The 22,373-nt window shown below is 62.4% G+C and carries 24 protein-coding genes; 7 read left to right on the top strand and 17 right to left on the bottom strand.

The features are described 5' to 3' along the window. Positions 1-72: 72 nt before the first annotated feature. The 13 genes from F0M18_RS17565 to F0M18_RS17505 all read right to left on the bottom strand — a co-directional run bounded on the left by F0M18_RS17565 (position 73) and on the right by F0M18_RS17505 (position 14,538). Positions 73-1,449: a M48 family metalloprotease gene (locus F0M18_RS17565; protein WP_149612772.1), complete on the bottom strand. Its 1,377-nt coding sequence runs from the start codon at positions 1,447-1,449 to the stop codon at positions 73-75. Beyond that, positions 1,449-2,108 carry a hypothetical protein gene (locus F0M18_RS17560; protein ID WP_149612771.1) on the bottom strand — a complete coding sequence of 220 codons (660 nt, stop codon included), beginning with the start codon at positions 2,106-2,108 and terminating at the stop codon, positions 1,449-1,451. Before F0M18_RS17560 ends, F0M18_RS17565 begins: the two co-directional genes overlap by 1 nt. Next, entirely contained in the window at positions 2,105-2,851 is a 747-nt protein-coding gene (locus tag F0M18_RS17555) for a hypothetical protein (protein WP_188109789.1), read from the bottom strand. Before F0M18_RS17555 ends, F0M18_RS17560 begins: the two co-directional genes overlap by 4 nt. After that, entirely contained in the window at positions 2,823-3,821 is a 999-nt protein-coding gene (locus F0M18_RS17550; protein ID WP_149612770.1) for a VWA domain-containing protein, read from the bottom strand. The genes F0M18_RS17555 and F0M18_RS17550 overlap by 29 nt, the downstream gene beginning before the upstream one ends. Further along, on the bottom strand, positions 3,821-4,915 hold the full coding sequence (locus F0M18_RS17545) for a vWA domain-containing protein (protein ID WP_149612769.1): 1,095 nt from the start codon (positions 4,913-4,915) through the stop codon (positions 3,821-3,823). Before F0M18_RS17545 ends, F0M18_RS17550 begins: the two co-directional genes overlap by 1 nt. A gap of 65 nt (positions 4,916-4,980) precedes the next feature. Beyond that, a complete protein-coding gene (locus tag F0M18_RS17540) occupies positions 4,981-6,234 on the bottom strand; it encodes an FHA domain-containing protein (RefSeq protein ID WP_149612768.1) in 1,254 nt (417 codons plus the stop codon). Continuing rightward, positions 6,234-7,016, bottom strand: a complete 783-nt coding sequence (locus tag F0M18_RS17535) for a MotA/TolQ/ExbB proton channel family protein (protein ID WP_394349412.1) — start codon at positions 7,014-7,016, stop codon at positions 6,234-6,236. Before F0M18_RS17535 ends, F0M18_RS17540 begins: the two co-directional genes overlap by 1 nt. Before the next feature lie 21 nt (positions 7,017-7,037). Then, on the bottom strand, positions 7,038-7,298 hold the full coding sequence (locus tag F0M18_RS17530; RefSeq protein ID WP_149612766.1) for a hypothetical protein: 261 nt from the start codon (positions 7,296-7,298) through the stop codon (positions 7,038-7,040). Between the two features lie 3 nt (positions 7,299-7,301). Continuing rightward, positions 7,302-9,365: a PEGA domain-containing protein gene (locus F0M18_RS17525; protein ID WP_149612765.1), complete on the bottom strand. Its 2,064-nt coding sequence runs from the start codon at positions 9,363-9,365 to the stop codon at positions 7,302-7,304. Continuing rightward, positions 9,362-10,900, bottom strand: coding sequence for a tetratricopeptide repeat protein (locus tag F0M18_RS17520; protein WP_149612764.1), 1,539 nt, complete (start codon positions 10,898-10,900; stop codon positions 9,362-9,364). Before F0M18_RS17520 ends, F0M18_RS17525 begins: the two co-directional genes overlap by 4 nt. A 44-nt stretch (positions 10,901-10,944) precedes the next feature. Further along, the gene (locus tag F0M18_RS17515) at positions 10,945-12,165 is read right to left on the bottom strand and encodes a hypothetical protein (RefSeq protein WP_149612763.1); all 1,221 of its coding nucleotides are present in this window, start codon (positions 12,163-12,165) and stop codon (positions 10,945-10,947) included. Positions 12,166-12,167: 2 nt separating this feature from the next. Further along, positions 12,168-13,310 (bottom strand): hypothetical protein, encoded by a 1,143-nt coding sequence (locus F0M18_RS17510; protein ID WP_149612762.1) that lies wholly within the window; start codon positions 13,308-13,310, stop codon positions 12,168-12,170. Continuing rightward, complete coding sequence (locus F0M18_RS17505) at positions 13,294-14,538, bottom strand: energy transducer TonB (protein ID WP_149612761.1); 1,245 nt, start codon at positions 14,536-14,538, stop codon at positions 13,294-13,296. The genes F0M18_RS17510 and F0M18_RS17505 overlap by 17 nt, the downstream gene beginning before the upstream one ends. A 143-nt stretch (positions 14,539-14,681) precedes the next feature. Here F0M18_RS17505 and F0M18_RS17500 point away from each other — a divergent pair, with 143 nt between their 5' ends. Then, positions 14,682-14,981: a hypothetical protein gene (locus F0M18_RS17500; RefSeq protein WP_149612760.1), complete on the top strand. Its 300-nt coding sequence runs from the start codon at positions 14,682-14,684 to the stop codon at positions 14,979-14,981. A 35-nt stretch (positions 14,982-15,016) separates the two neighbouring features. Continuing rightward, positions 15,017-15,571 (top strand): DUF4136 domain-containing protein, encoded by a 555-nt coding sequence (locus F0M18_RS17495; RefSeq protein ID WP_149612759.1) that lies wholly within the window; start codon positions 15,017-15,019, stop codon positions 15,569-15,571. Here F0M18_RS17495 and F0M18_RS17490 read toward each other — a convergent pair. Then, entirely contained in the window at positions 15,568-16,167 is a 600-nt protein-coding gene (locus F0M18_RS17490) for a GNAT family N-acetyltransferase (protein ID WP_149612758.1), read from the bottom strand. The two genes, F0M18_RS17495 and F0M18_RS17490, sit on opposite strands and share 4 nt — an antisense overlap. A gap of 78 nt (positions 16,168-16,245) precedes the next feature. Between F0M18_RS17490 and pdxH the strand changes: the two genes are divergently transcribed. Together pdxH and F0M18_RS17480 are read left to right on the top strand one after the other, a co-directional pair. Continuing rightward, entirely contained in the window at positions 16,246-16,884 is a 639-nt protein-coding gene (gene pdxH / locus F0M18_RS17485; protein ID WP_149612757.1) for a pyridoxamine 5'-phosphate oxidase, read from the top strand. A 15-nt stretch (positions 16,885-16,899) separates the two neighbouring features. Continuing rightward, positions 16,900-17,370 carry a lipocalin-like domain-containing protein gene (locus F0M18_RS17480; RefSeq protein WP_149612756.1) on the top strand — a complete coding sequence of 157 codons (471 nt, stop codon included), beginning with the start codon at positions 16,900-16,902 and terminating at the stop codon, positions 17,368-17,370. A gap of 10 nt (positions 17,371-17,380) precedes the next feature. Here the strand turns inward: F0M18_RS17480 and F0M18_RS17475 are convergent, their stop codons facing one another. Beyond that, positions 17,381-18,667, bottom strand: a complete 1,287-nt coding sequence (locus tag F0M18_RS17475) for a CinA family nicotinamide mononucleotide deamidase-related protein (RefSeq protein WP_149612755.1) — start codon at positions 18,665-18,667, stop codon at positions 17,381-17,383. 100 nt (positions 18,668-18,767) lie between these two features. Here F0M18_RS17475 and F0M18_RS17470 point away from each other — a divergent pair, with 100 nt between their 5' ends. Continuing rightward, positions 18,768-19,346: an NUDIX hydrolase gene (locus tag F0M18_RS17470; RefSeq protein ID WP_188109788.1), complete on the top strand. Its 579-nt coding sequence runs from the start codon at positions 18,768-18,770 to the stop codon at positions 19,344-19,346. Between the two features lie 6 nt (positions 19,347-19,352). On the opposite strand, the gene F0M18_RS17465 is transcribed toward F0M18_RS17470, so the two are convergent. Together F0M18_RS17465 and F0M18_RS17460 are read right to left on the bottom strand one after the other, a co-directional pair. Continuing rightward, positions 19,353-19,862, bottom strand: a complete 510-nt coding sequence (locus F0M18_RS17465) for a hypothetical protein (protein WP_149612753.1) — start codon at positions 19,860-19,862, stop codon at positions 19,353-19,355. Beyond that, a complete protein-coding gene (locus F0M18_RS17460) occupies positions 19,862-20,452 on the bottom strand; it encodes a DUF924 family protein (protein WP_149612752.1) in 591 nt (196 codons plus the stop codon). Before F0M18_RS17460 ends, F0M18_RS17465 begins: the two co-directional genes overlap by 1 nt. Before the next feature lie 72 nt (positions 20,453-20,524). On the opposite strand from F0M18_RS17460, the gene F0M18_RS17455 reads away from it, so the two are divergent. Both F0M18_RS17455 and F0M18_RS17450 read left to right on the top strand, forming a co-directional pair. Continuing rightward, complete coding sequence (locus F0M18_RS17455; protein ID WP_149612751.1) at positions 20,525-21,157, top strand: FKBP-type peptidyl-prolyl cis-trans isomerase; 633 nt, start codon at positions 20,525-20,527, stop codon at positions 21,155-21,157. A gap of 19 nt (positions 21,158-21,176) precedes the next feature. Next, the gene (locus F0M18_RS17450; protein ID WP_149612750.1) at positions 21,177-22,340 is read left to right on the top strand and encodes an iron-containing alcohol dehydrogenase; all 1,164 of its coding nucleotides are present in this window, start codon (positions 21,177-21,179) and stop codon (positions 22,338-22,340) included. The last annotated feature ends 33 nt before the right edge of the window (positions 22,341-22,373 follow it).

The raw sequence follows: 22,373 nt of genomic DNA, 5'->3' as shown, positions 1-22,373 counted from the left end.
GCTCTGGTTAAGCGGTGGATCAATCAAGCCTAGTACAAAGTCTGCGTGCCGTCGCCGACCCTGGGCCGAGGCTCAGCGGATGACCTTGATCCAGTCCCCGGTGCGGGGTTCCCCACGCGGATACATGCCATTGAGCAGGCGCAGCTGTTCCTCTGCATAGGGTATGCGGATGCTGGCAGCGATCGTGGCGAAGGTGGCGCCCCTGGGCACCTGCACATAATCCACATAGCGTGGCGTGCCGGCCTGTCTTTCCCGCGGATGCAGTGGTCGAAAACTCTGAATGATCTGCAGCAGTGTCGCGTCGGCGGCCGGTCCCTGGCCCTGCCCCTCGAACAGGTAGGTATAGTTGTAGTCAATCACTGCCAGCCGCTTGGAGGTGCCACCGCTGCTGGCGATGGCGGTATAGCCCTTGAGCCCGGCCTGATCCAGTGGCGCGGCCTCGGCAAGGCTGCCCCGGGCGCTGTCGTTGAGCACTTGTTCCGGCGGCGCATTGCGGTCGCGACGGCGCAGGGTAACAGTCAGTGAGGCGCTCCCGTCAGGTGCACTGGCTACAATCGACTGACTGCCCGAGGCAACTGTCCAACCATCCGGGTGTTCAAAGGTGAACGCCAGCTTGTTGTGATAGTAGCGGTTTTCCTCGCGTTGCCCCTGCACGCTTTTTCCCCATACCAGCCCCTGCAGGTGACGGCGGAATTCGCCGGGTTGTTCCGGGCTTTCCTGGTACTCGTCCAGTTCCAGCTCGCCGGCTTTACGGATCACCTCCTGCAGGCGTTTGTCATTGCGCGGGTGGGTCGCGTAGAGGCCGTGGTAGGTGCCGGCGGGCTTGCCCGTGGCCTTGGCCTTGACACGCTGAAACTGTTCCTGGTCCTTGAGCACCCCGATAACCTGGAGCAGGGCCTGCGGATCGTAACCGGTGCGGTGCATGTACTCGGCACCGAGGCGATCTGCTTCCAGCTCCATTTCCCGGCCATAGCCGCTGATCAGTTCCGCACCGTACATCGTGGAGACGTCGGCCAGGTCGCGGCTGCCAGTAAGAATGTAGGCGGTAGTAGCGACAATTTTGCTGGTGATGTCGGCCCGCCCGCGACGCCCGTGGTGGTTGGCGGTGACATGTCCTATCTCGTGGGCGAGCACGCCGGCCAGTTCCGCCTCCGAGTCGAGATAAGGCAGCAGGCCGCGGCTGATGTAGATGAAACCATCGGGTGCAGCAAAGGCATTGATGGTTTCCGAATCCAGCACGGTGAAAGTGAACTTCTGTTTCGGGCTGTCTGAATTGGCGACCAGGCGCTGGCCGACGCGATTAATGTACTCCTGCAGTTCCGGATCTTCATAGACCTGGCCCGAGGCGACAATCTTCTGGTGCCCCTCTTCACCGGCACTGTCAGCCAGTGACAGGGTCGCGCCGAAGCCGATCAGGCAGGCCAGTAGCAGGCGGGCGAAAGGCATCATCAATACTCGCTGGAGAGGAATTCCAGAAGCTGGTCACCGATCCCGTCACACGCCGTGCCCTGCACCGGGGCGATGATGGGGATGGGCACAACCACTGCGGGCATGTAGGACTGGCCGCTGGCCGTGGTGTTGACACGGCCGACCTCGGCGCGATCAGTAAAGTCCCAGATCACGGCCTCGTAGTTGGAGTCGTTGCTCCAGGTGCCAAAGCCAAAACAACCCGCGCCCCCGGGGCCGATACCGCAGGTCATGGAGCCTGCGGAGTCTGATCGCACGGTGACACCGTCAATCCAGATCATGTACTCCGTCTTGAGCTCGCGCATGCGCTCTGCAACCGGTTCCTGTTCCAGCAGGCGCTCTATGTCTGCCGGGTGCAGGGGGGCGGTGCGGGGCTCGAACCAGGGGTACAGGGAATTGACGAACTCGATTTCATCTACCACGGTGATGGTCTTGTCGCGTGAGGAAATGTGGTCGCCGACGCACTCTATGAAGTCCGGTTCAGTTTCGTAATCACTGGCATGCCGGCGGCCGAGAATCACTACCGTGGCGTCGCCGATGCCCTCAACGGGTTCGTTGAATACCATCTCATCGACGGTGGACGTAACGCAGCCTTGCAATAGCAATGTACCCAGGGCGAACGGCAAACAGTATTTGATCATTTTGAGTCCTCCTGTCGCTCGGCTCCTGCCTGACCACCTGCCGACTCATTGACGGGCGACGCTTTGGCTCCGGGCGCTGTAGCCGCCGCAGCGCCACGGCGAGCAGGTTTGCTCTGCATCCAGGCGGCCACTTCCGGTACCCGGGTAAAGTTGGTGGCAAAGTTCGCCCCTGCGTCACGCAGTGCCATCACCGCGGCCAGGTTGACGGCGGCCTGGTCACTGCGCAGGAATGCGGTCGGGGTCTTGCCATAAGCCGACATGGTCCATTCGGCGATGGGTTTACCTCTGACCGTGACCAGTTCGAAGCGGTAGCGCATCCATATCTCATAGACTTTGACGTTGGTATGCTGGGGAATCGCGTACTGCAGTTCGTCAACACTCGGAATCAGTACCGCGTCGACCACCTGGTTCATCTGTGACGGCGACGGCCGTCCTTTCATGTGGGTCAGCTCAGAGAACATGCCGCTGAGCAGCGTATCCCACATCGCCACCTGCGCATCCCCGGTGTTCACCACCCAACTGGACTCCCTGCGGCTCTTGGCTTCGTCAAAGAACTCATGCGTGGCGAATTCTTCGGGATACCAGACGCCCAGTTTCAAAGGCACCGGTTCCATCAGCGGTGCGGGGAAATTGCCCTCCACTTTCACGTGCGTGGGCCCACAGCCGGCGAGTAGCATCGCGGTGAGTACCAGTACAGCGCTGAACAGCCTGTTATCAGGGGCGGTAATCATTGAGCGCAACAAATGTTCCTCCATTGCGATAGGCCAGTTCACGCATCAGCGTAGCAAACCGTATTCCGGTTGCCTGCAAATGCGGCGCACGGATAAATTGTACGGGAAATCCGACCCCATGGATGCGCACCAGCCGGTTGCCCTGCGCATCCTCGCGGTTGATACGATCCACGGTTGCCACCACCTCTGCTATCGAATTGCCGGTGAACTCGTCCCCGAACACATACAGGCTTATTTTCTTGCCCGGATCATAAAACGTACGAATGGCTGCGGTAATGCCTTCCACGGGGCTGGAGTTGCTGAACACGTTCCAGTTCCTGAGATTTTGCATGATTACCTGGCGGCGCCCCGGAGAGTCGGGAATCCACTGCCCCCGGTAGCGGCTGAACATGTATTGCCCCATGTCATTCATCACCTGGATGCCCTTGACCTCCGGATAGATACTCAGGGTGGCCTCGACCTCGTTGATCATGCGCTCCCAGGCGTAGGAGAACATGGAGCCGGACGTGTCGATGATGAAGATAATGTACTCGCTGTCGACGGGAATCCCGCCAATCAGGTTATTCTTCGACTGGTATTGCGTGCCCAGCAGCCGCTTCATTTCCGCGCTGAGTTGCTGGCGGGCAATCGCCAGCTGTTCGCTGACCACATCATTGCTGTTGCGCTGAACCTGGATGCTGTCGTGCCGGGAGCGCGCGCTGGCCAGCTGGCCGCGCAGGATCGCGATTCGCTCCTCGTACTCCGACAGCTGCTCGTGCTTTGCATTCAGGTCGCGATTGAGCACCACGGAATCCCCGCGAATCTCGTACAGCTGCTCCTGCAGGTCGGCAAGCCTGCCTTTCAGGTTGACGGTGGAGGCCTCGATTATCTGTGGCTCCACCGTCTTGGTGATCATCAGCAACAGGATCACCGCGCCAAAGCCACAACAGATGACGTCCAGGAAGGAGAGGGAGAACTCTTCTGTTGCTCGCCGCCGCGCCATCAGGGCCAGTCCTTCGAGGGGCTCAGGAATGAACCATTGCTGCCCTGGGCCAGCTGCCAGAATGCCGCCGCAGCCATGGGATCGCCCTCCATTGGCGCCAGGATGATGTTCACCGGCACGCCACCAGGTAACTGGCGCACGGCTTTCTGGTACAGCGCCAGCCGCTCCTTGCCACTGACTTTGCTGCCGCGCGGCGCGCTGGTGCCCTGGGTGGGCAGGCCGTCGGTGATCAGGAAAATGTTATCGGGTGCCGGGTTCAGCCGCTGCAGCGCGATGAAGGCGTTTTCCAGGCTGGTACCGCCCCCGGGAACAATCTTGCGCAACGCCTGCGACAGTTGTTCCAGCTGTGCCTGGTTGGCGACCTCCAGCCACTTGCCTTCGGTGCCCGCCAGGGCCGGAGTCGCCTGGGTGTTAAAGGTTATCACCTGGTAGTCCGAACTCACGGGCAGCTGTGCCGTCAGCCAGTCAACGGTTTCCAGTGCCCGTTTCCACTTGTCGGCCCGGCGTTGCACATCTTCGCCCATGTTGCGCAGACGAATGATGTTTACAAGTCGGTCTGCGAGCATGCTCGACGATACGTCCAGCAGGATGGCGATATGTCGTCCGCCCAGGTTGAGACCGGTCAGGTACTGTCGGTTGCCCTCGCCAATGAAGGTCCGCGCACTGTCGCCACCGGGTTCCGGTGCCGATTCGCGCAGTTTTTTCACTTCCTGTTCCAGGGATTGTATCTCGGCCTTGAGTTGCTCGATGTCTTCCCTTTCGGTGTAGCCGTCCGTGCGCAGCGCCGCAATCAGGGCTTCATACTCCTCGATTTCCTCACTGATACGCGTGGCGCGGCCGTTGGCTTCCACCATCTGCATATCGAGGTCTGAAAGCGTATTGCGCAGGCGCACCAGTCCGGCCTCGCCCTCGGTGACCTCCTCCTCGAGGAAATCCACTTCTGCAAGCAGGTCCTGGTTAAGGTCGCGTGAGTGCACCGCCATGGAGTGATCGATGATCAGAAATACCAGCACCACCGCACCAAAGCCGCAGGACATGATGTCCAGGAAGCTGAGGTTGAATGTGGTGAACTGGCGTTTCTGTTTCCTTGCCATGGCCGCACCTCACGCCCGCATCGCTGACTGCAGGCAGGGCTTGTTGTGCGCGCTGTGCAAGCGGTTCATGGCTGCACCTCAATCAACAGGGCCACCGTATCGCCCAGGGCAATGCGGTCGCCGGTGCGCAGGACAGTGCCGGCGTGACAACTGGCACCATTGACGACCGCGGTGTCGCACAGTCGCCAGCCGCGGTCGTCCTGTTCCAGGCTCAGCCCGGGTGCGGCGTCCATGTGAGTTGCCAGTGCTTGCGCACTGGCCCCGATCAACAGGTGCGTGGGATGGCTGACGGGCTCGATCACCTCCGGTTCGGCGACGGGCTCCGGGGTTATTGCAGTCACCTGTTCGCCGCCCAGGCAGGGCAGGGTGGCAATGAAGCTCAGTGCCGTTTCGCGATTGACCAGCGCTCCCCCGTGCCGCTGCGCTGCCTGCCAGAGAGCATCCCCGTCACTCACCTGCAGATTGCCAAAGTGTGTGTGCAACCCCGGGAGCATGGCCGGCAATGGGTCTACGATTACCTGTGCGCCTGCCGCCTCTTTCTTCACGGCATCGGCCGCAGCTGTAAACAGGCGCGTGCCGGCAGTGGCCATGTCTGTGTTTGACACCCTGGCACGATAGCCGTTGATCTCGATATTGGTCTCTGCCTGCACGGCCAGTGACTGCAGCGCAGACGGCAGCGCGTCGTAGAGCTGTTGCTCAGTTGCCGCCTTGCGTCGCGGATCGAAGCGGGTTTGCTGGATGAAGGCGTTGGCAACAACGGTCACCAGATGTTCCTGCACCTGGAGCATGCCGCAGCCAGGGAGCGGCACTGCGCGCTGCACTGTTATTTCTTTGCCGTCTGCCTGCAGTTGCGTGACCAGGGCCTGGTGCAGCTGCAGCTCGAGGTGGAACAGTGGCCCATTACCGCCGTGCAGGCTGCCCAGCAGGGCGCTGCGATGCACCAGGCCCACGGCCTGGAAGGGGCATTGTTGGGCGATGCCCAGTAACAGGCTCAGCTGCTCGCGCTGCATGCTCCCGGGACAGGCCAGCAGCAGTTCCGTCGGCTCGCCGCCCTCCCGGTGAATGCACTGCAGATGCGCATGGGCGAGGTCAGCCGTGTGTCGTGCGGGTCCCAATGAGGGTTGCAGTGCTTCCGTGTTCAGTTGCCACCAGAAGCGATTGTTGATTGCTCGTGGTTGCAGGCGGGCGCGCCCCCTGGCGTCGCTGCCAAAGCGGTATTCGCTACCCTCAAGCAGTGCATAACCGGGGCTCTGCACAAGGCGTGTGCTGCCCCAGAGCTGCAGGTTGCAGTCGTTGATGTCCAGCAGGGCGACAGTCATCAGGAGACAAGGTGCCGCAGCAGGCGCTTGTCCGCATAGCGCTGGCAATCCAGCACCAGGCGCTCCTGCGAAAGCTGCAGCTGGTGCAGGCAGAACATGATAATGATGGACAGCACCAGGGCGACGAAGGTGCTGTTAAAGGCCACTCCAAGGCTTACCGTTACACCGGTGATATCGCCTTCCACGGCCTTGTAGGCCTGCCCCAGCGCTTCGCCGATACCGCGCACGGTGCCGATAAAACCGATCGAGGGAATGGCCCAGGCGATGTAACGCACCATGGACAGCTCAGAATCGAGCCGGTCGGCTTCAATCTCACAGCTCTCCTTGATGGTGTCCGACACCGCCTGGATACTGCCCGTGGTGGCGAATCGCTGTAGCGCCGAGAGCAGGGTGCGCGGCAGCAGGTAATCTTGCTCCTCATCGGGCAGGGCCTCCAGTGAGCGACTGTACTCGCGGGCGTCGGCGGGCAGCACGCTGGTGCCCTCGGGAATATCCAGCAGGCGCCGATCGAGCAGCGATTGCTCGCGCAGCGTGCGCCTGCCTTTGTAGCCCATAATCGCCAGCGCCCAGATCAACAGGATAAAACAGGCCTCCTGCTCGAAATCGCGGATCACCACGACGAAACTGCGCTCGGGTACGTAGTCGGCGCCGGCAGCCTGCAGCGCCATTTCCTCGCGGATCTGTGCATCCGCGGCGGGCCGAATCGCGCCCACGTACACGGCGTGCACCACGATGACCGCGATGAGCAGCGCGAACAGCTGGTAAATGAATTCGGATGACATCCTTTGTTTCATGGGTAGGCCCTAAATATCCACCGGGAAGGAGACCGACAGGTCTTCTGAAATCTGCTCAGACGATTCGTAGTCGAATGGATCGCTGTCACCAGCCGGCGCGGCCTCGTCACGGCCTGGCGTCTGCCCGGATTCAGCTCCGGTGCCCGGGTTGGCGGAGGCAGTCGCAGTCCCGTCCTCTTTTTCAGCCGGATCCGCCTGCTGCGCCAGCAGGACGCCGCTGGCAAGTGTGGCAAACAGTGCCGCCGTTATCACGGCTGCTCGGATGCTCATGTCTTACTCCGCATATCGCGCAATCCTGAATCCTACGTCATCGCGTCCGGCTTGCCCATAATCGCGGTAGGAGAGACGCAACTCGCCGATCCGGCTGTGCGACCAACTGGCGCCACGAATCACGTAGTTGTCGCCCGACTGGGCGCCCAGCGGGTCGGTTTCGGTGTCACCGTTGGCCGACGGGATGATGTACACGTCGTGTACCCATTCGGCGACATTGCCGCCCATATCATACAGGCCGCGCGCGCTGGCCGGGAACGAACCGACAGGCGCACTGACAACGTGTCCATCGCGGTAACCACTGAGGATGCGGCCGGTCACGTAGGCGGACGTATTGTCGGCGTAGTTCTCCACCGCGTCGACGGGCGGAAAAGTGTCGCCCCAGGGAAATTTCAGCAGTGTCGCGCCGTTGCTGCGCGCGGCCCAGGCCCACTCGGCCTCGCTGGGCAGGCGATACCCTGTTGCGGAAGGGTTGTAGCCGGTAATGATGCCGTTGCTCTCGCGGTAGAAAGGCGGCAGGCCCTCGCGCTTGCTGAGCCAGTTGCAGAACGCCGCCGCCTGCTGCCAGCTGACCTGGACCGCGGGCTGGTGGTCGCGATTCAGGCTGTTGCCCTCGATCTGGCCGGAGTCGTGTTTGGGGTCGAAGAGCCGGAACTGGGCGTTGGTCACTTCCGTCGTCTGCAGGTAGAAGCTGCGTCGCAGCGCCACCGGATGCAGCACCTCGTTGGCGCGTCGACCGGGCTCGCGCCGGGAGGCGCCCATGGTGAAGTCAGCGTTGGGTGACTGCGCCGGGTCGAACAGCAGCAGTGTCTGCCCCAGCGCGGAAATCACCTGTGAGGGTATGCGCGCTGCGCGGGCCTGGGCCTCGGTTTTCAGGGACACCTCAACCAGCTGCTGTAGTCCCGGCCTGGGGGTGATGCGCCGGTTGACAGTGGCGTAGCCGTCGAGCGCAATCTCCACTCGTTGCTCTACCGCGGGTAATGACAGCACCTGGCTGCCCGTACCCCTGGGTACTCCGTTGATACGCAGTGTTGCCTGTGCCGGTGAGATGCGGAAATTCACCTCGCCCAGCCTGGCACTCAGCCTGACCGTGCGCGTGTCGCGCTGCGCGGCCTGCATGCTGATCTCTTCGCTGAAACGGCGATAGCCCGGCTTGGACAGGGACAGGCGATGCGGGCGCCCCGGCGATACCGCCAGCTCCAGTGGCGTTTGCCCCTGGAATTCCCCGTCCAGGGTGACGTTGGCGCCGCTGGGTTGGCTGTCCAGCTGCAGCAGGCCAGCGGCCGCCTGCAAAGTTATGTTACCGAGGTCCTGTGCCATGCCGGCGGTAATTTCGAGGTCCTGTTGCCAGTCGGCGTGAGTCGGATGCTGCAGCATCAGCTGGTGCTCACCCTGCATGACTTCCAGTTTCGCCGGTGTAACGCCGGCCACTTCACCGTCCAGCAGTATTTGTGCACCTGCGGGAGTGCTGCTGACACTCACTTCAGCCCATCCCGGTTGCAGCGCAATGGTGAATTGCTGTGAGCTGTTGCGTCCTTCCACCTCGAGCTGCTGTTCATGTGCCAGGTAGCGCTCGGCCTGCAGGCGCAGGGTATATGTGCCTGCCTCTACCGACAGTGACTGCAGTGGTGTGTCACCGACGTGTTGCTCGTCGATGAAGACCCTGGCTCCGGAGGGCTGCGACACAATATCCAGCTTGCCGGGTAGCGGCGCCATCACCAGTTCGCTGCGCTGGCTGTCCTCATCGGTGACAGTGACGCTGATTTCCAGCGGGTGGTAGCCCTCGGCGGTAGCCCGCACCCGGTAGACGCCGGGCCTGATCAGATAGCGATTGCCGAAAGGCAGGGTGATGGCATCGATGTCGATGTCCACTGGCGCGCTTGCCTGTACCGATATCTGCAGTGAGCGGGCGCTAAGCAGAAATCCCATTATCAGCAGGAACAGCAGCGCCACCGCGCCCAGTGCCCAGCGCCAGGGATGGCGCTGGCGTTGTGCCTGCGGTGCGTGCGCAGACAATGGCTCGAACGCACTGGGCTGGATTGGGTTGTGGTTGTCCTGCGGGTTCAAGGAATGCGCTCCGTACAGCTGACGGTCAGGCTTGGACTTCGGTCCTGTGGGCTGATGTCCAGTGTGTGCAATACATCGCGGTATCCCAGTCGACTGCCGCGCACCCGGTAGCTGCCGGGACGAAGCTCCAGTTGTGTTTCGGTAAAGCGGCCGAGGCGTGCGATCTTGTAGACGATTACCTCGGTCTCGCCGTCCGAGCGCAGGGTTACCGGTATTGTCCTGTTGTAATCCTGTAGCAGGTTTTCCAGCGCCGCTATCTGCTGGGTGAGTAGCGCTCCCCTGGGTTCAATGGCGCGTGCGTTTCTTAACAGTGTGCCCGCGGATTCTGCCACGGCGATGTCAGATAGCCGCTCCGGTTTTTCCATGAACTGCCGTAACTGCTTATCCAGTCGCGCCCGCGCCTGGCTGCGCTGCAGGCCTTCGCGGGCAAACAGTATGTTCGGGTCCAGCTCCAGGGCACTGCGGTAGGCGGCAACCGCCTGCTGCCATTGTTCGCCTTGCTCAAGCCGGTTTCCCCGTGATTTGATGGCGCTGAGCCTGCTCGCCTGCTGCGCGCTGTCCACTTCCACGATGGCACTGCCTGCTTCGCCGGCGCCGGGCTTGAGTGCCGCAGCGGTGCGAAACTGTTCGCGGGCGCTGTCGTAGGCGCCCCGGTCCAGTGCTGCGTAGCCTTCGCTCATGGCGTCGTTGAAGCGCTGGTCGATATAGGCCGCGCTGACGCGAGCCAGCTCGGCAGCAGCGCGCTGGTGCTGCGGGTCCAGTGCCACCGCCTCGCCCAGCAGGGTTTCGGCACGGCCGAGATCACCTTCGGCTTCTGCCGATGCCGCGGTCGCCAGGCGCTCCGCCACGGCTTCCAGCGCCGCTGCGCGCGCCTGCAGTCCTGCAAGCTGGTCGTGATCCGGCGCCAGCAGCGTCAGTGTCTCTATCCCTGCGGTTACCTGTTGCCGGGATCCCGCTTCCAGGCCAGCACGAATCGTCTCGATGGTGGTGTCTATCGTTGCCGGTATCTGTGACTCGATGGCCTCCAGTTGCTGCAGGGCCTGGGCATATTGATCCCTGGCGTCGACATACTGGCGCTGACGGTAAAGTTCGTCGCCGGCCTGTGCTGAAGCGGTGGCCGTGGCCCAGTCATCCGCGGCCCATTGCGCGGCACCGCGTTCCTCGAGCGTGAACTGCAGGTCCAGCAGGCTCTGCAGTACCGATTTTGCCTCCTTGCGCAAACGTGCTGCCTGGGCTTCGGACCAGGGTGAGGCATCTGCTGCAGCGGGCTGGTCCACGGGTGTGCGCGTGGCCGGCGGCGTGGTGTCCTGTGTCGTTTCGGTTGCTGTCGCCGCGGCCGTCCCGGCAGCGTCAGGCGAGCGCTGGCCCACCTTGGAGGGTAACCAGAACACAACCAGCACCGCCAGTGCGGCAAGCCCTGCAAGCGTTGGCCACACCCAGGTTGGTGTGCCCGGTGATGCGGACTGCGCATCAGCCTTCGGGGCCGGCGCAGGCTCAAAGGGCGTCGGCTCCAGTTGCTCGTTATGGGAAGACATTTACCGCGTGAAACCCCTGTGCCCCGGAATGGGTAGAATCCAGTCTACAGTGTATCAGTGGTGACAGCATCGTCCGCAGGACCGGCCAGTGCGCCGATCTCTGCAGCGTAAATATCTGCCAGCAGCTGGCGCCACTGCGCGTACTGCTCTTCCACGTTACCGCTGAGCGTGATCGATCTGTCCTCGAGCTCGATGATCTGCGGTGTGATTTCGGCTTCCAGGGAGAGGCCCAGCTCTTCCAGCGCCTGCACGTGGATCTGCGCTTCCGCGCGCTTCTCCATACCGCTCTTGAGGATGGCAGCGCCGCCGCCGATTGCCACGGTGCTGGCCGCGCGGCAGGCACTGTCGTTTTGTGTATTGTCACAGCGCGTGGCGCCGTATACGCCAGCCACTACCGAGAGAATACCGCCGACAATCTGTGCGTTGCTGCGTCGCCGCAACTCCGCCAGTTCCACTGCTTCATCGTAGGTGTCTTTACGCCACTCGTTGTATGGCCCGGCCATTTGCGAACTGAAGCCGTTGTAGTATTCCTGCATGGTGTCGATATACAGGTGATCACGCTCGCGAATGGTGCGCACGCGCTCCAGCATCGGGTCATTCTCCGCGGGCAGGCGCATGACCAGGTAGACGTCGCTGCGATTCCTGGCCAGGTAGCCGGCGAAGGCTTCCTCGGAAAAACTCTGTGCGAACAATAACTCGGTGGTAAGACGAACATTTTCCCGGTCCTGCGGGCGCAGCTTGTCGAGCGCTTCGAGCAGGTCATTGGCGATGGTGTTGTAGACGGCCTGGAACGGGTCGTAGCGTTCCCGGGTGCTGGCCTTGTAGGCATAGGCGCTGGCCTTCCCCTTGTAGGTCTTGTCCAGCCATTCGTAGCCGCGCGAGTCCTCGGCGCGAATGGCCAGCTCCAGTGTTTCGCCGTCGGAGTAAAGAATTGTGCCGTGCACTGACAGGTCGGAGATGCGCTCGGGATCTGGCACCACGCGCACTGCGCCCCAGGCGCCGCTTTCCTGCATGGCCTGCGACAACAGGTTGGGCATGAAGCGGGCTTCGGCCTTGCGTACTTCCGGGTAGATGCGCTGGTCCTCGTCATAATCGTCGAGTCCGGGGTCGAAGAGGGCGATGCCCACGTCCAGGAGCAGGGCTTCGGACACCGCTTCGCCGGGTGTATTGATGGCAGGTACCGAGGTGGTTTTGATAGTCTGGCTGACACAGCCCGACAGCAGCGCCGCCAGCACCAGGTAAACCCATGTGCGCCCCGCCGTCATGATCACTTCTCTATGCCCTTGTATTTGCGGTATTCATCCCACAGTTTCTCCCGCACTGCCGGGTCTGGTTCGCGCATGGCGGCTTCGCGCAGCTGCCGCGCTACCACATCGTCATTGTCACCGGACGGAATATCGGCGGGCGGGGGATATTTGGCAGTGTTTTGAGGTACTCGTCCGCCGCCGCTGGGCCCGCCGATGCCGCCTCCGTAGCTGCCGCTGCCAGCGCTGGCGGTTTCATACTCGCTGCGTTTTTCGCTGCCGCCGGAGGCGCCACTGGATGTGCTGGCGGCGGTGCTGGCTTGCTCTGCGGCACCCTCGCGGGTTGCCTGCCTCTGGCGCGCCTGCTCCTCCAGTATCATGGTGTCGAAATCACCGGTGCCCTGTTCCAGCCTGGCGTCGAGGATGGCCACCTGTTCCGCCGGGGTCAGCGGCCCGCGACCTGTGCCCTGGCCAGAAGGCACCCCGGGTTCTGCACCCTGGCCGGGCACGCCTCCAGGGTATTGGCTGCTGTCATTGCCGGGTTGGAGGACTGTTCCTGTTCCAGCACCAGTTCCCGTGCCGGTTCCCGGGCTCGTTCCTGCAGCAGCGGCCTCGCCGGCGCTGCCCGCTGCGCCCTCCATGCCGTTGCCCATGCCCCCGCTGATGTCTTCGAATGTGGGGGTGTCGCGCATGTCCACAATGCCGGTATCGCCAGCTGGCTCAAAGCCGGGTTCGCCAGCGCCGCCTGTGCCAGCAGGCTCGAAGCCACTTTCTCCCGGGCTGCCTTCACCCCCGGCTTGTCCAGCTGAGTCAGACGCGATATCGCCTGCAGGGTCGCCCGTGTTTTCCGCCGACGCTTCGGCAGCGCTGTTAGCGTCTGAGTCGCCCGTGGATGCGGACTGGTTGGCGCCGGGCTCGGCCGCGCCGGCACTGCCGGAACTGGAACTGCTTGACGTTGACTGGCTTGCCGATGAGTTCTCGCTGGCGGGGGTGCCGCTCGACGAGGGTGGCGCGCTGGAACCGCCGCTGGTGGGGGGGAAGGGCGGCTGCGGCTGGGTCGGATTGCTGGCGCTGGGGCAGCCGGTCAACAGCAGGCAGGCGCAAACCATGGCCGCAGGCACCAGCGTGCGGGTCAGGAGCGAGGGCATATCAGGGTTGAATTGCATAAGATCTTGTTACTGCCTCCGTCACCTGGGGTTCGCCGAGCGCAAACCGCGGCCGAAACGGGGTCTTGCGCAGCGTGCGCATGAGGCGATTTGCCGCCGCATCATCGAGTTCGTTGTCGTCCACACGTTCCAGTTCTTCCACCTTGCCGCGCTGGTTCACGGTGAAGCGCAGTTGCAGCGAGTTTTCGCCTGCATCCGCTTCCGGTGGCAGTTGGCTTGCCCCGGCAACATCAGGCAGGGGAACAGGCTTGCCGAAAAGTGTCCCTATCATTTCTTCGGCATCATCCCGCGGGGTAAGTTCCGCTATCGCCTCGCGGTAGGCGCGCATAGCGGATTCCCGCTCGCCGTGCCAAAGCTTCCAGTCGCCCAGCATCCTGCGAGCCTGTGCCGTTTCCAGGCTGTGTTCGCCGTGTTCAGCGCGCTGAATGTCATAAATGGCCTGAATCACGGCCTGTCCTTTCTTGTAGCTCTGCCCGCGATAGGCATTGAAGCGGTTCATCTGTTGCTGCATGGAGAAATTGTCGATATTGGCCTGGTAACCATTTATGCCCTGCGGTTCCTGGTCAGCAATCAGGTATTGCGCCAGCAGCATGCCTTCCAGGGGTTCCAGCAGGGCGGGTGACGCTTGCCCCTCGCGTCCGGCAATGTCGTTGAGTGCCAGGCGATAGAGGTCCCACATGCTCATCAGGCGGGCAAAACCCTGGCCGTCGAGGTCCAATCGGTAGGCGGTGTACTGCCAGTGCGCCTGTTGCATGAATGCCTGCGCGCGCGCCTTGCCGTTTTCCACCGCGCGCATCTGTACCCGGTACAGGTAGGACTGGCGCTCGTCGGCCTCGGCGTACTGCCCCAGTGCCAGGTGGCTGGCAATCTCCCGTTGTAACATCGGAACCTGCTGTTCACAGTACAGGCCATCGTTAATACGTGCCAGGTGCACGCCGCGCTTGAAGGCAGCGATCGCCGCGCGGTGTTCACCCTCGCTTTGCAGGCTAACGCCCAGGCTGAATAGTGACTCAGGCAGTTGCGACGCATAGGCGCCGGCCGATGATTCCAGGTCGGTGACCAGCGCCCGGTATTCTTCCGCGGTCAGCGCCTCGTCTCTCGGCGACGGCATCAGCGGCTCGGCGGCAGCCGTTTCCGGTATCGCACTGTTGGCCGCGGCGTGCACGCTCATCGTGCCCGCGAGCAGGACAATGCATGACCATAAAGCTGTGATGGACGTTTTGCTCATTACCTCTCTCGCGCTGGCTGCCCGCGGCAGTCGTGTCCACAACGTGTTCGTGTGCAATAGAAAGTATATACGCTGCTCGATGTACTGAAAAATGCAGTGATTGACGTCATACTGCACCGGGATCCTATAACGGGGGGTACGCAATGCAGGCGGTCGTAGATGAACTCAACAGGCGGTGGCGCATCATGTTCGATGCGCTCTCGCGGGGCGAGGATCTGCCTCCGGGCCCGCGATTGCGCGCTGAGGGCATGATGGAGGCCCTGGTATTGGCTGGCGCTGCCAGCGAGGCGGAGTTGCGTGCGGCCATCGCCGCCTGCCACAGGGATGCCTTTGGTGAGAGCCTTGCCGCGACCTTCGGGGAGGACTGGGCTACACTGTTTCCCTTCCCGCAGATACCCGCGATCGCGCAGCGCGCGCCGGTATATCCCAGCACCAAAGATTGACTATAATGCGCTGTAACTAAAGAGGATTTTTGCCCATGGTCGCTAACGTTGTTCGCTCGCTTGGATTGCTTACCCTGGTCAGTGTGCTGGTCGCTTGTGCGTCCACGCTTGAGGCCAATATGGATTACGACGGGCAGTTTGATTTCTCCAAGGTGCGCAAGATCGCCCTGCAGCCGGTGGACAGAACCGAGCTCTCCAACATCAGGATCAGCGATATCCAGGTGCAGCGCATCGACCAGGCGCTGGCAGACGAGCTGCAGCGCAAGGGTTTTGAAATTGTCAGTGACAACAGCCAGGCGGATATGTATCTCACCTGGCACCTGGTGACGGAAGAGCGCACGGATGTACGCACCTATAACAGCATGAGCTACTACAATTGCTGGCGCTGTGGGCCTGCGGTGTCTGATGTCAGTGTGCGCCAATACACGCAGGGTACGTTTATCGTGGATATGATTGATCCGGCCAGGAACCAGTCAGTGTGGCGCTCGATCATTGAGTCGCGCCTGCAGCCCGAGCCGGACCAGGAGCGGGCCGATGTCCGTCGCCAGGAAGCGGCAGCCGCCATTTTCGCACAGTTCCCGCCTGCCTAGCGGGCTTCTCGCCACATGAACCAGGCTTTGGGGCCGCCGCCGGGCATGGCCTCTTCCGCGATAACCTCAAAACCGTGACGCTGGTATAGCGGCACGTTCTTTTCATTGGAGCTCTCCAGGTAGGCGGGCATGTGCTGCTGGTCGCAAATCCGCAATCCCTGCTTGATAAGTGCCGAACCCACGCCCAGGCCCTGGCAGCTCTGTCGCGCGCCGACAAAGACCAGGTGGTAGTGGGGCGCTTTCGGGTGATGGCGGTCGAATACCCGCCCCTGCTGGGGAATACGCAGTATCGGTGCCGGCCCGCAGCGCAGCAGCAATCGTGCGAACAGCCCAGCCAGGGCGAGGCTGGGCGGCACGGTAAAGCTGCCGCCGGGTGGCAGCCACAGGGCCGCACCGCGCTCGGCTGATTCATAGTGCATGATGCCCCCCGGCAGGAAAACATCGCGCACCAACAGGTGGAAAAATTCCGGGTACAGGCTCTGTGCCGGCAGCACCCAGTTCATTACCGGGTCCTCCGCGAAGGCGTCGGCAAGCACATCGGCCAGGGTTTCAGTATGCGCCGCGTCCGCGTCGATGATGTCCGGTAAGCCTTGCATGACAGTCCCCTTTACGTCCCTTGCGCGCGGCCGCTAATATGGTCGCCCTCAAGCTGGGCAGGTTAGCAGGAAAGAACATTGCATTACGAGGCATTCAGGCGCGAATACACCGCCGGCGGGCTCCACCGGGAGATGCTGGACAGCTGCCCCCTGCGCCAGTTCGAGAGCTGGCTGGAGCAGGCTGTGCGCGCCGGTCTCACTGACCCCACCGCGATGGTGCTGGCTACAGTGGACGACGAGGGCCTGCCCTGGCAGCGGATCGTGTTACTGAAGGGGCTGTCCCATGGCGGCTTTGTGTTCTACACCAATTACGGCAGTGACAAGGCGCAGGCTATCGCGGCGAATCCGCTGGTATCGCTGAACTTTCCCTGGAACGAACTTGATCGCCAGGTAACTATCGGCGGCCGCGCCGAGAAAATGAGCGTAGCCGAATCTGCGGCCTATTTCGTCACCCGTCCGCGAGAGAGCCAGATCGCGGCCTGGGCTTCCAGGCAGAGCCGCCCCATATCGGCCAGGGCCCTGCTGGAAAAGCAGGTGGCTGTGCTCAGGGAACGCTTTGGCAAGGGCGAGATCCCGTTGCCGGATTTCTGGGGCGGTTATCGGGTCATCCCCCAGCGCATCGAGTTCTGGCAGGGAGGAGAGCACCGTCTGCATGACCGCTTCCAGTATCGACGCCAGGCCGATGACAGCTGGCAAATTGAACAGTTGCAACCGTAACTGGAGGAGCAGAGCATGATCAGTAAATCAGATCTGGTCGGGGCGTGGGAGCTGGAGTCCTGGGCGATCGGCTATGCCGACCGTGATGACCTGAGTTATCCCTACGGCGAAGAACCCCGGGGCCTGTTGCTGTACACGGAGGATGGCTGGATGAGCGCAGCCATTGCGCGGCCGCAGCGGCAGCGGTTTCCGGAAGACGTGGCCTTCCGCAAAATACCGGATGCTGCCAAGGGCGAGGCCTACACCTCCTACTTCCATTACGCCGGTCGCTACCGGGTGCAGGACGGCGATGTGATTCACTATGTGAGCATGAGCCTGAATCCCAACTTTCCCGGTACCGAACAATTGCGTCACGCGGAACTGGATGGCCAGACCCTGGTGCTCAGTGGCAAGGACATGGTCGGCGGCGTCGAGCGCTTTCATTCACTGGTGTGGCACAAATCATCGCCGACAGAGCAGGACCCGCCGCTGGAGGCAGGTTCCTGAGTAACCCTGGCTACCGGGCCCGGCGCTGGCGGAAATAGCGCGGTTCTTCATCAATGCCCAGCAGCATGCGGCGGATCATATCCAGCGCCGCCGCGGCGATCATGGTCTGGAACAGTGAGCGCTCCACCGGCCAGCACAGGCAGCGGGTACGCAGGTGCTCGCGCTCGCCCCAGGCCAGCCAGACTGTGCCGACCGGTTTGTCGTCGCTGCCACCGCCGGGGCCGGCAATCCCGGACACCGCCACGGCGTAATTTGCCCGGGCCCTGTCCATGGCACCCAGCGCCATGGCTCTCACCACCTCCTCGCTGACGGCACCATGGGTATCGAGGTCGGCCTGGGATACACCCAGGACGTCGCGCTTGATGTCGTTGGCATAGGTGACGAAACCGGCGTGAAAAGCGTCTGAAGAGCCGGGGATTTGTGTCAGCATGGAGGCGATAAGACCGCCGGTGCAGGACTCGGCAGTGGCCAGCGTTGCCTTGCGTTCGCGCAACAGGGACAGCACTCGCCCGGCAAGCAGGGTGTCACCCTGGCCGATGATGTGATCGCCGAACAAAGCCTCCAGCTGTGCCAGGCAATGTGCCCGGGCCGGCTGGTCTTCATTGCGATCGATGCTCAGTTTGATCTCCATCTGCGGTGCGCCGGCGCGAAAGCCCAGTTCCACTTCCTGCGGCCAGTCTGGTATCTGGTCTGAAATCAGTTGCTGGGCAGAGGATTCACCGAGGCCGAAGGTTTGCAGGCGCAGTATGTCCCTTTCTACCGGGCGCTGCAGTCCCCTGGCCAGGTCGCTGATGATCCAGTCGAGCATGGCGCGCAGTTCACCGGGCACGCCCGGCGTGCAGATGATGCGGCAGTCTGACACCGTCATTTCAAACCCCACCGCGCTGCCTATCGGATTGTCTATCACATGGCAGCCCGCCGGCAGCAGGGCCTGCTTGCGGTTGGCGGCATTCAACGGCAGGTTGCGTCCCGCACACCAGCTTTCCAGGTGCGCCAGCGCCTCCGGGTGCTCAGCCAGTTCAACGCCGGCGACGGCAGCCAGTATCTCTGCGGTCAGGTCATCCACTGTTGGTCCCAGGCCCCCGTTTATGATGACCACGTCCGCAGCCTGCGCCATCGACGCCAGCTCGCTTTTCAGCAGCGCCGGATCGTCTCCGACCGTGACCTTGCGATAAACGCTTATCGCCAGTTCATCGAGACGCTTGGCGATGAGGGCGGAATTGGAGTCCACGGTGTCGCCGCTCATGATCTCGTTCCCGGTCAGCAGGAGCTGCACCCGTGGCGTATGGTTTGTCATGCTGGTGTCTCGCAGATTCGAATAAGTGGCTAAGCATAGCGCCAATGCTTTCACTGGAGCAAAGTGCTATGGTTTTTGTACCAGGGCGGGAGGCCTGCTGTTGAGCGAACATAAATACTGTCCCGACTGCGGCGCGGCGCTTGAACGCCGTGTGGTCGCAGGGGAAACACGTAACCACTGGCGCTGCACGGGTTGCGGCGAGTTGGACTATGCCTATCCGATGATCGTGGTCACCTGTTTCGTTGCCCATGAGGATCGCCTGCTCTGGGTGCAGCGGGGCATTCAGCCGCGCCTGGGCGCCTGGGCCATTCCCGGCGGCTTTATGGAAAGTGGTGAGACCCTGGCGCAGGCCGCAGCGCGGGAGTTGCACGAAGAATCCGGTATCCTGCTGCCGCCCGAACAGCTGCAGCTGTATATGACTGGCACCATCACCTTTATCAACCAGGTCTATATCGGTTTCCGCGCACGCGTGGACACCGATTTCTGTGATCCGGGTACCGAGTCCCTGGACTGTGGTTTTTTCTCGCAGGAAGACTGCCCCTGGGACCAGGTCGCCTACCCCGAGGTCAATGACTCGGTGCTGCAGGCCTACGCCGACCTGGAAACCGGGCGCTTTGACGTCTGGCAGGCGGAAATGACCGAGGGACGCTACGACTTCTGGTCCGTGGCCGAGCGCTGAGACGACTTACTCCTCGACCCGGCTGTAAAAGCCTTCGAACCAGGTCTGCCACTGTCCCGACGCATCCTGCTGCTGAAAGAATTGCCGCACCCGGCCGTCAGGCAGTGGTGTCCAGGTGCCGCGAAAGGGCCGGGAAAGCTGTCTTTGCAGGTAGTAGATATCCCCCTCCAGCACCATGCTGCCGTCATCGACGTTGCCGCTGATGTCGATAATGCTGGCGCCGGCGTCCAGCCACAACTGCCGCCACGTGCCGGTCTCGGGATCGAAGTAGTTCAGGCTGCGCCCGGTGCCGCCGTTGACGCTGCGCCACTGCTCAAGCAGCGCGCAGCCTTTCTCTACCGAGGTGATCTCGTTGTGCCCCTGCAGAGTGCCCTCGCCGTCACGCACCTCCCAGGCTCCCAGCCAGAAGTCAAAACGGCGGTGGGGTTCCGAATTGACACAATCGAAGGGCCGGGTCTGCGCGCTGCCGGCCAGGGGCAATAGCAACAATATCAGTGTAACCAGCAATGCTTGCATCAGAAGCCTCCATGTCGTTCGAGATGTGCCAGTTCATCGGGAGTGGATTCACGCCCGAGGATGCTGTTGCGATGGGGAAAACGGCCGAAGCGGGCGATGACATCACGGTGTGCCACCGCATAGCGTGTGAAATCAGCGATCTCCTGCGAGCCGGTGATCTCGGCCAGTTGCTGGAACAGCATGACGCACTCATCCTGCAGTTCCGGGTCTTCACTGTGTTCCAGCGGTAAATACAGGAATACCTGGTGAATGGCAGGCATGCGCTGGTGATGGCCATGGGCGATACAGTGACGTGAGATTGCCCGGGCGCGGGGGTCGCCGGCAAAGGCCCGCGCAGTGCCGCGAAAAATATTGCGGGTGAACTGGTCCAGTAACAGCACCAGGGCGATGGTGCCGTGGTCTGACTGTTCCCAGTCCTGCAGCCCGCCGGCCAGCGCCTGCTCCACGAGCTCGCCAAAGCGCAGGCGACAGAAGGTATCGGTATCCTCGCTGGGCTTGAACCACAGGGCGCGGCGGTCGGCGGGGCTCATTCCGAACTCGTCCAGTTCGCCAAACCAGAAAGTGAGCACTTCCTCGATCTCCTGTGTCATGCCTGTCCTCCCTGTCGCGGCGCAATATGCTATGGTGCGGGGCTGGTTTTATCAGCATAGTGGAAATTTCTCATGGCACTCAATCCCGAGGTGGACCTGACCACCGACGAGCAGAAAGCCAGCTACGGCTTCGGCCTGCAATTTGGCGACCAGCTGGCGCGCAACGCCTTTGACGGCCTCGACCTGGAGGCCGTGATCGCCGGCGTTCAGCATTGGTATCGGGAGCGTCAGTCTGCGCTGACGGACGACGAAATCAATGCCGCGTACCAGGTGATCCAGGCGCAGCAGGAGGCCAGGGCGGCTGAGCTGGAAAGTAAGCGCAAGGCGCTCGCCGAACAGTTCATGCGTGCCAACGCGCAGCGGGATGAAGTGTCGGTAACGGCCAGTGGCCTGCAGTACGAGGTGCTGGAGTCCGGCAGCGGCGCCAGCCCCTCGGCGCAATCGACGGTGGTGACGCATTATCACGGCACCTTTGTCGATGGCACCGTGTTTGACAGCTCCATCGAACGCGGCCAGCCGGCCGAATTTGGCGTATCCCAGGTTATCCCGGGGTGGACCGAGGCCCTGCAATTAATGTCGGTGGGTGACAAGTGGCGCATTGCCTGCCCGCCCAGCCTGGCCTACGGCGAGCAGGGTGCCGGCGACAGCATCCCGCCCAATACCGCCCTGGTGTTTGAAATTCACCTCATCGAAATCAAGGATTGATGACCGCGCAGGGGGCAGTATGACGACAGCAAATATCAACCTCCCGCGGATTCTGCGGGTTGGCGCGGGTGCCAGCGCCGAGGTCGCCGATGTGCTGCGCCAGTTGGGTTTGCAGCGCCCCCTGTTGGTCACTGACCCATTCATGGTGCAGTGCGGCTATGCCGAGCGTATCTCGGGCGCACTTGGCGCGGCGTCGGTGCCCTGCGGCCAGTTTTCAGATTCCGTGCCTGACCCCACGACCGACAGTGTCGAACTCGGTCTGGAAACGCTGCGCGCAGGCGACTATGACTGCCTGGTGGCGCTGGGTGGCGGCAGTGCGATTGATACCGCCAAGGCCATGGCCGTGATGGTCGAGCGGCAGGGCCCCATGCGCGATTACAAGGTCCCGCAGCAGATCGACAGCGGCCTGCCCGTCATCGCCATCCCCACCACCGCCGGCACCGGGTCAGAGGCCACGCGGGCCGCTGTGATTACCGATTCAGAGACCAGCGAAAAAATGCTGTGCATGGGCCTGGGCTTCATGCCCGTGGCCGCGCTGGTCGATTATGAGCTGACCCTTACCATGCCTTATCGGCTCACTGCCGATACCGGTATCGACAGCCTGTGTCACGCTCTCGAGGCGTATGTCAGCCGCAAGGCCAATCCGTTTACCGACGGCATTGCCCTGACCGCCATGCATGCCATACACCAGCATATCCGCACAGCCTGCGCCGAACCGGACAATCGCGTCGCCCGGGAAGCGATGATGCTGGCTGCGACCCAGGGCGGCATGGCTTTCTCCAATGCCTCGGTCACGCTCATACACGGCATGAGTCGGCCCATTGGCGGCCTGTTTCACGTGCCCCACGGCCTGAGTAATGCCATGCTGCTGCCCGAGGTCACGGCGTGGTCCGTGGGCCACGCTACCGAACGCTATGCCACCGCCGCGCGCGCCATGAACCTGGCGGACGCCGGTGATGCTGATTCACTGGCTCTGGGCAAGCTGAGCGACGGCCTGCGCCAGCTCAATGCCGACCTCGCCGTGCCGACACCTCGCGACTACGGCATCGACGAAAACACCTGGCACGACTCCCTGGCCCTGATGGCAGAGCAGGCCCTGGCCTCGGGGTCGCCGGCCAACAACCCACGGGTGCCCGAGGCGGACGACATCATTGTGCTGTACCAACGCGTCTGGGCGGGTTGAAGACTGTTGTCGCAAGACCCTGCGATCACGCCG

The sequence above is a fragment of the Pseudohalioglobus sediminis genome, assembly GCF_008370495.1.
Lineage (GTDB): Bacteria > Pseudomonadota > Gammaproteobacteria > Pseudomonadales > Halieaceae > Halioglobus.
The sequence above is the reverse complement of the archived record's forward strand: the minus strand, read 5'-3'. Positions and strand labels throughout refer to the sequence as shown.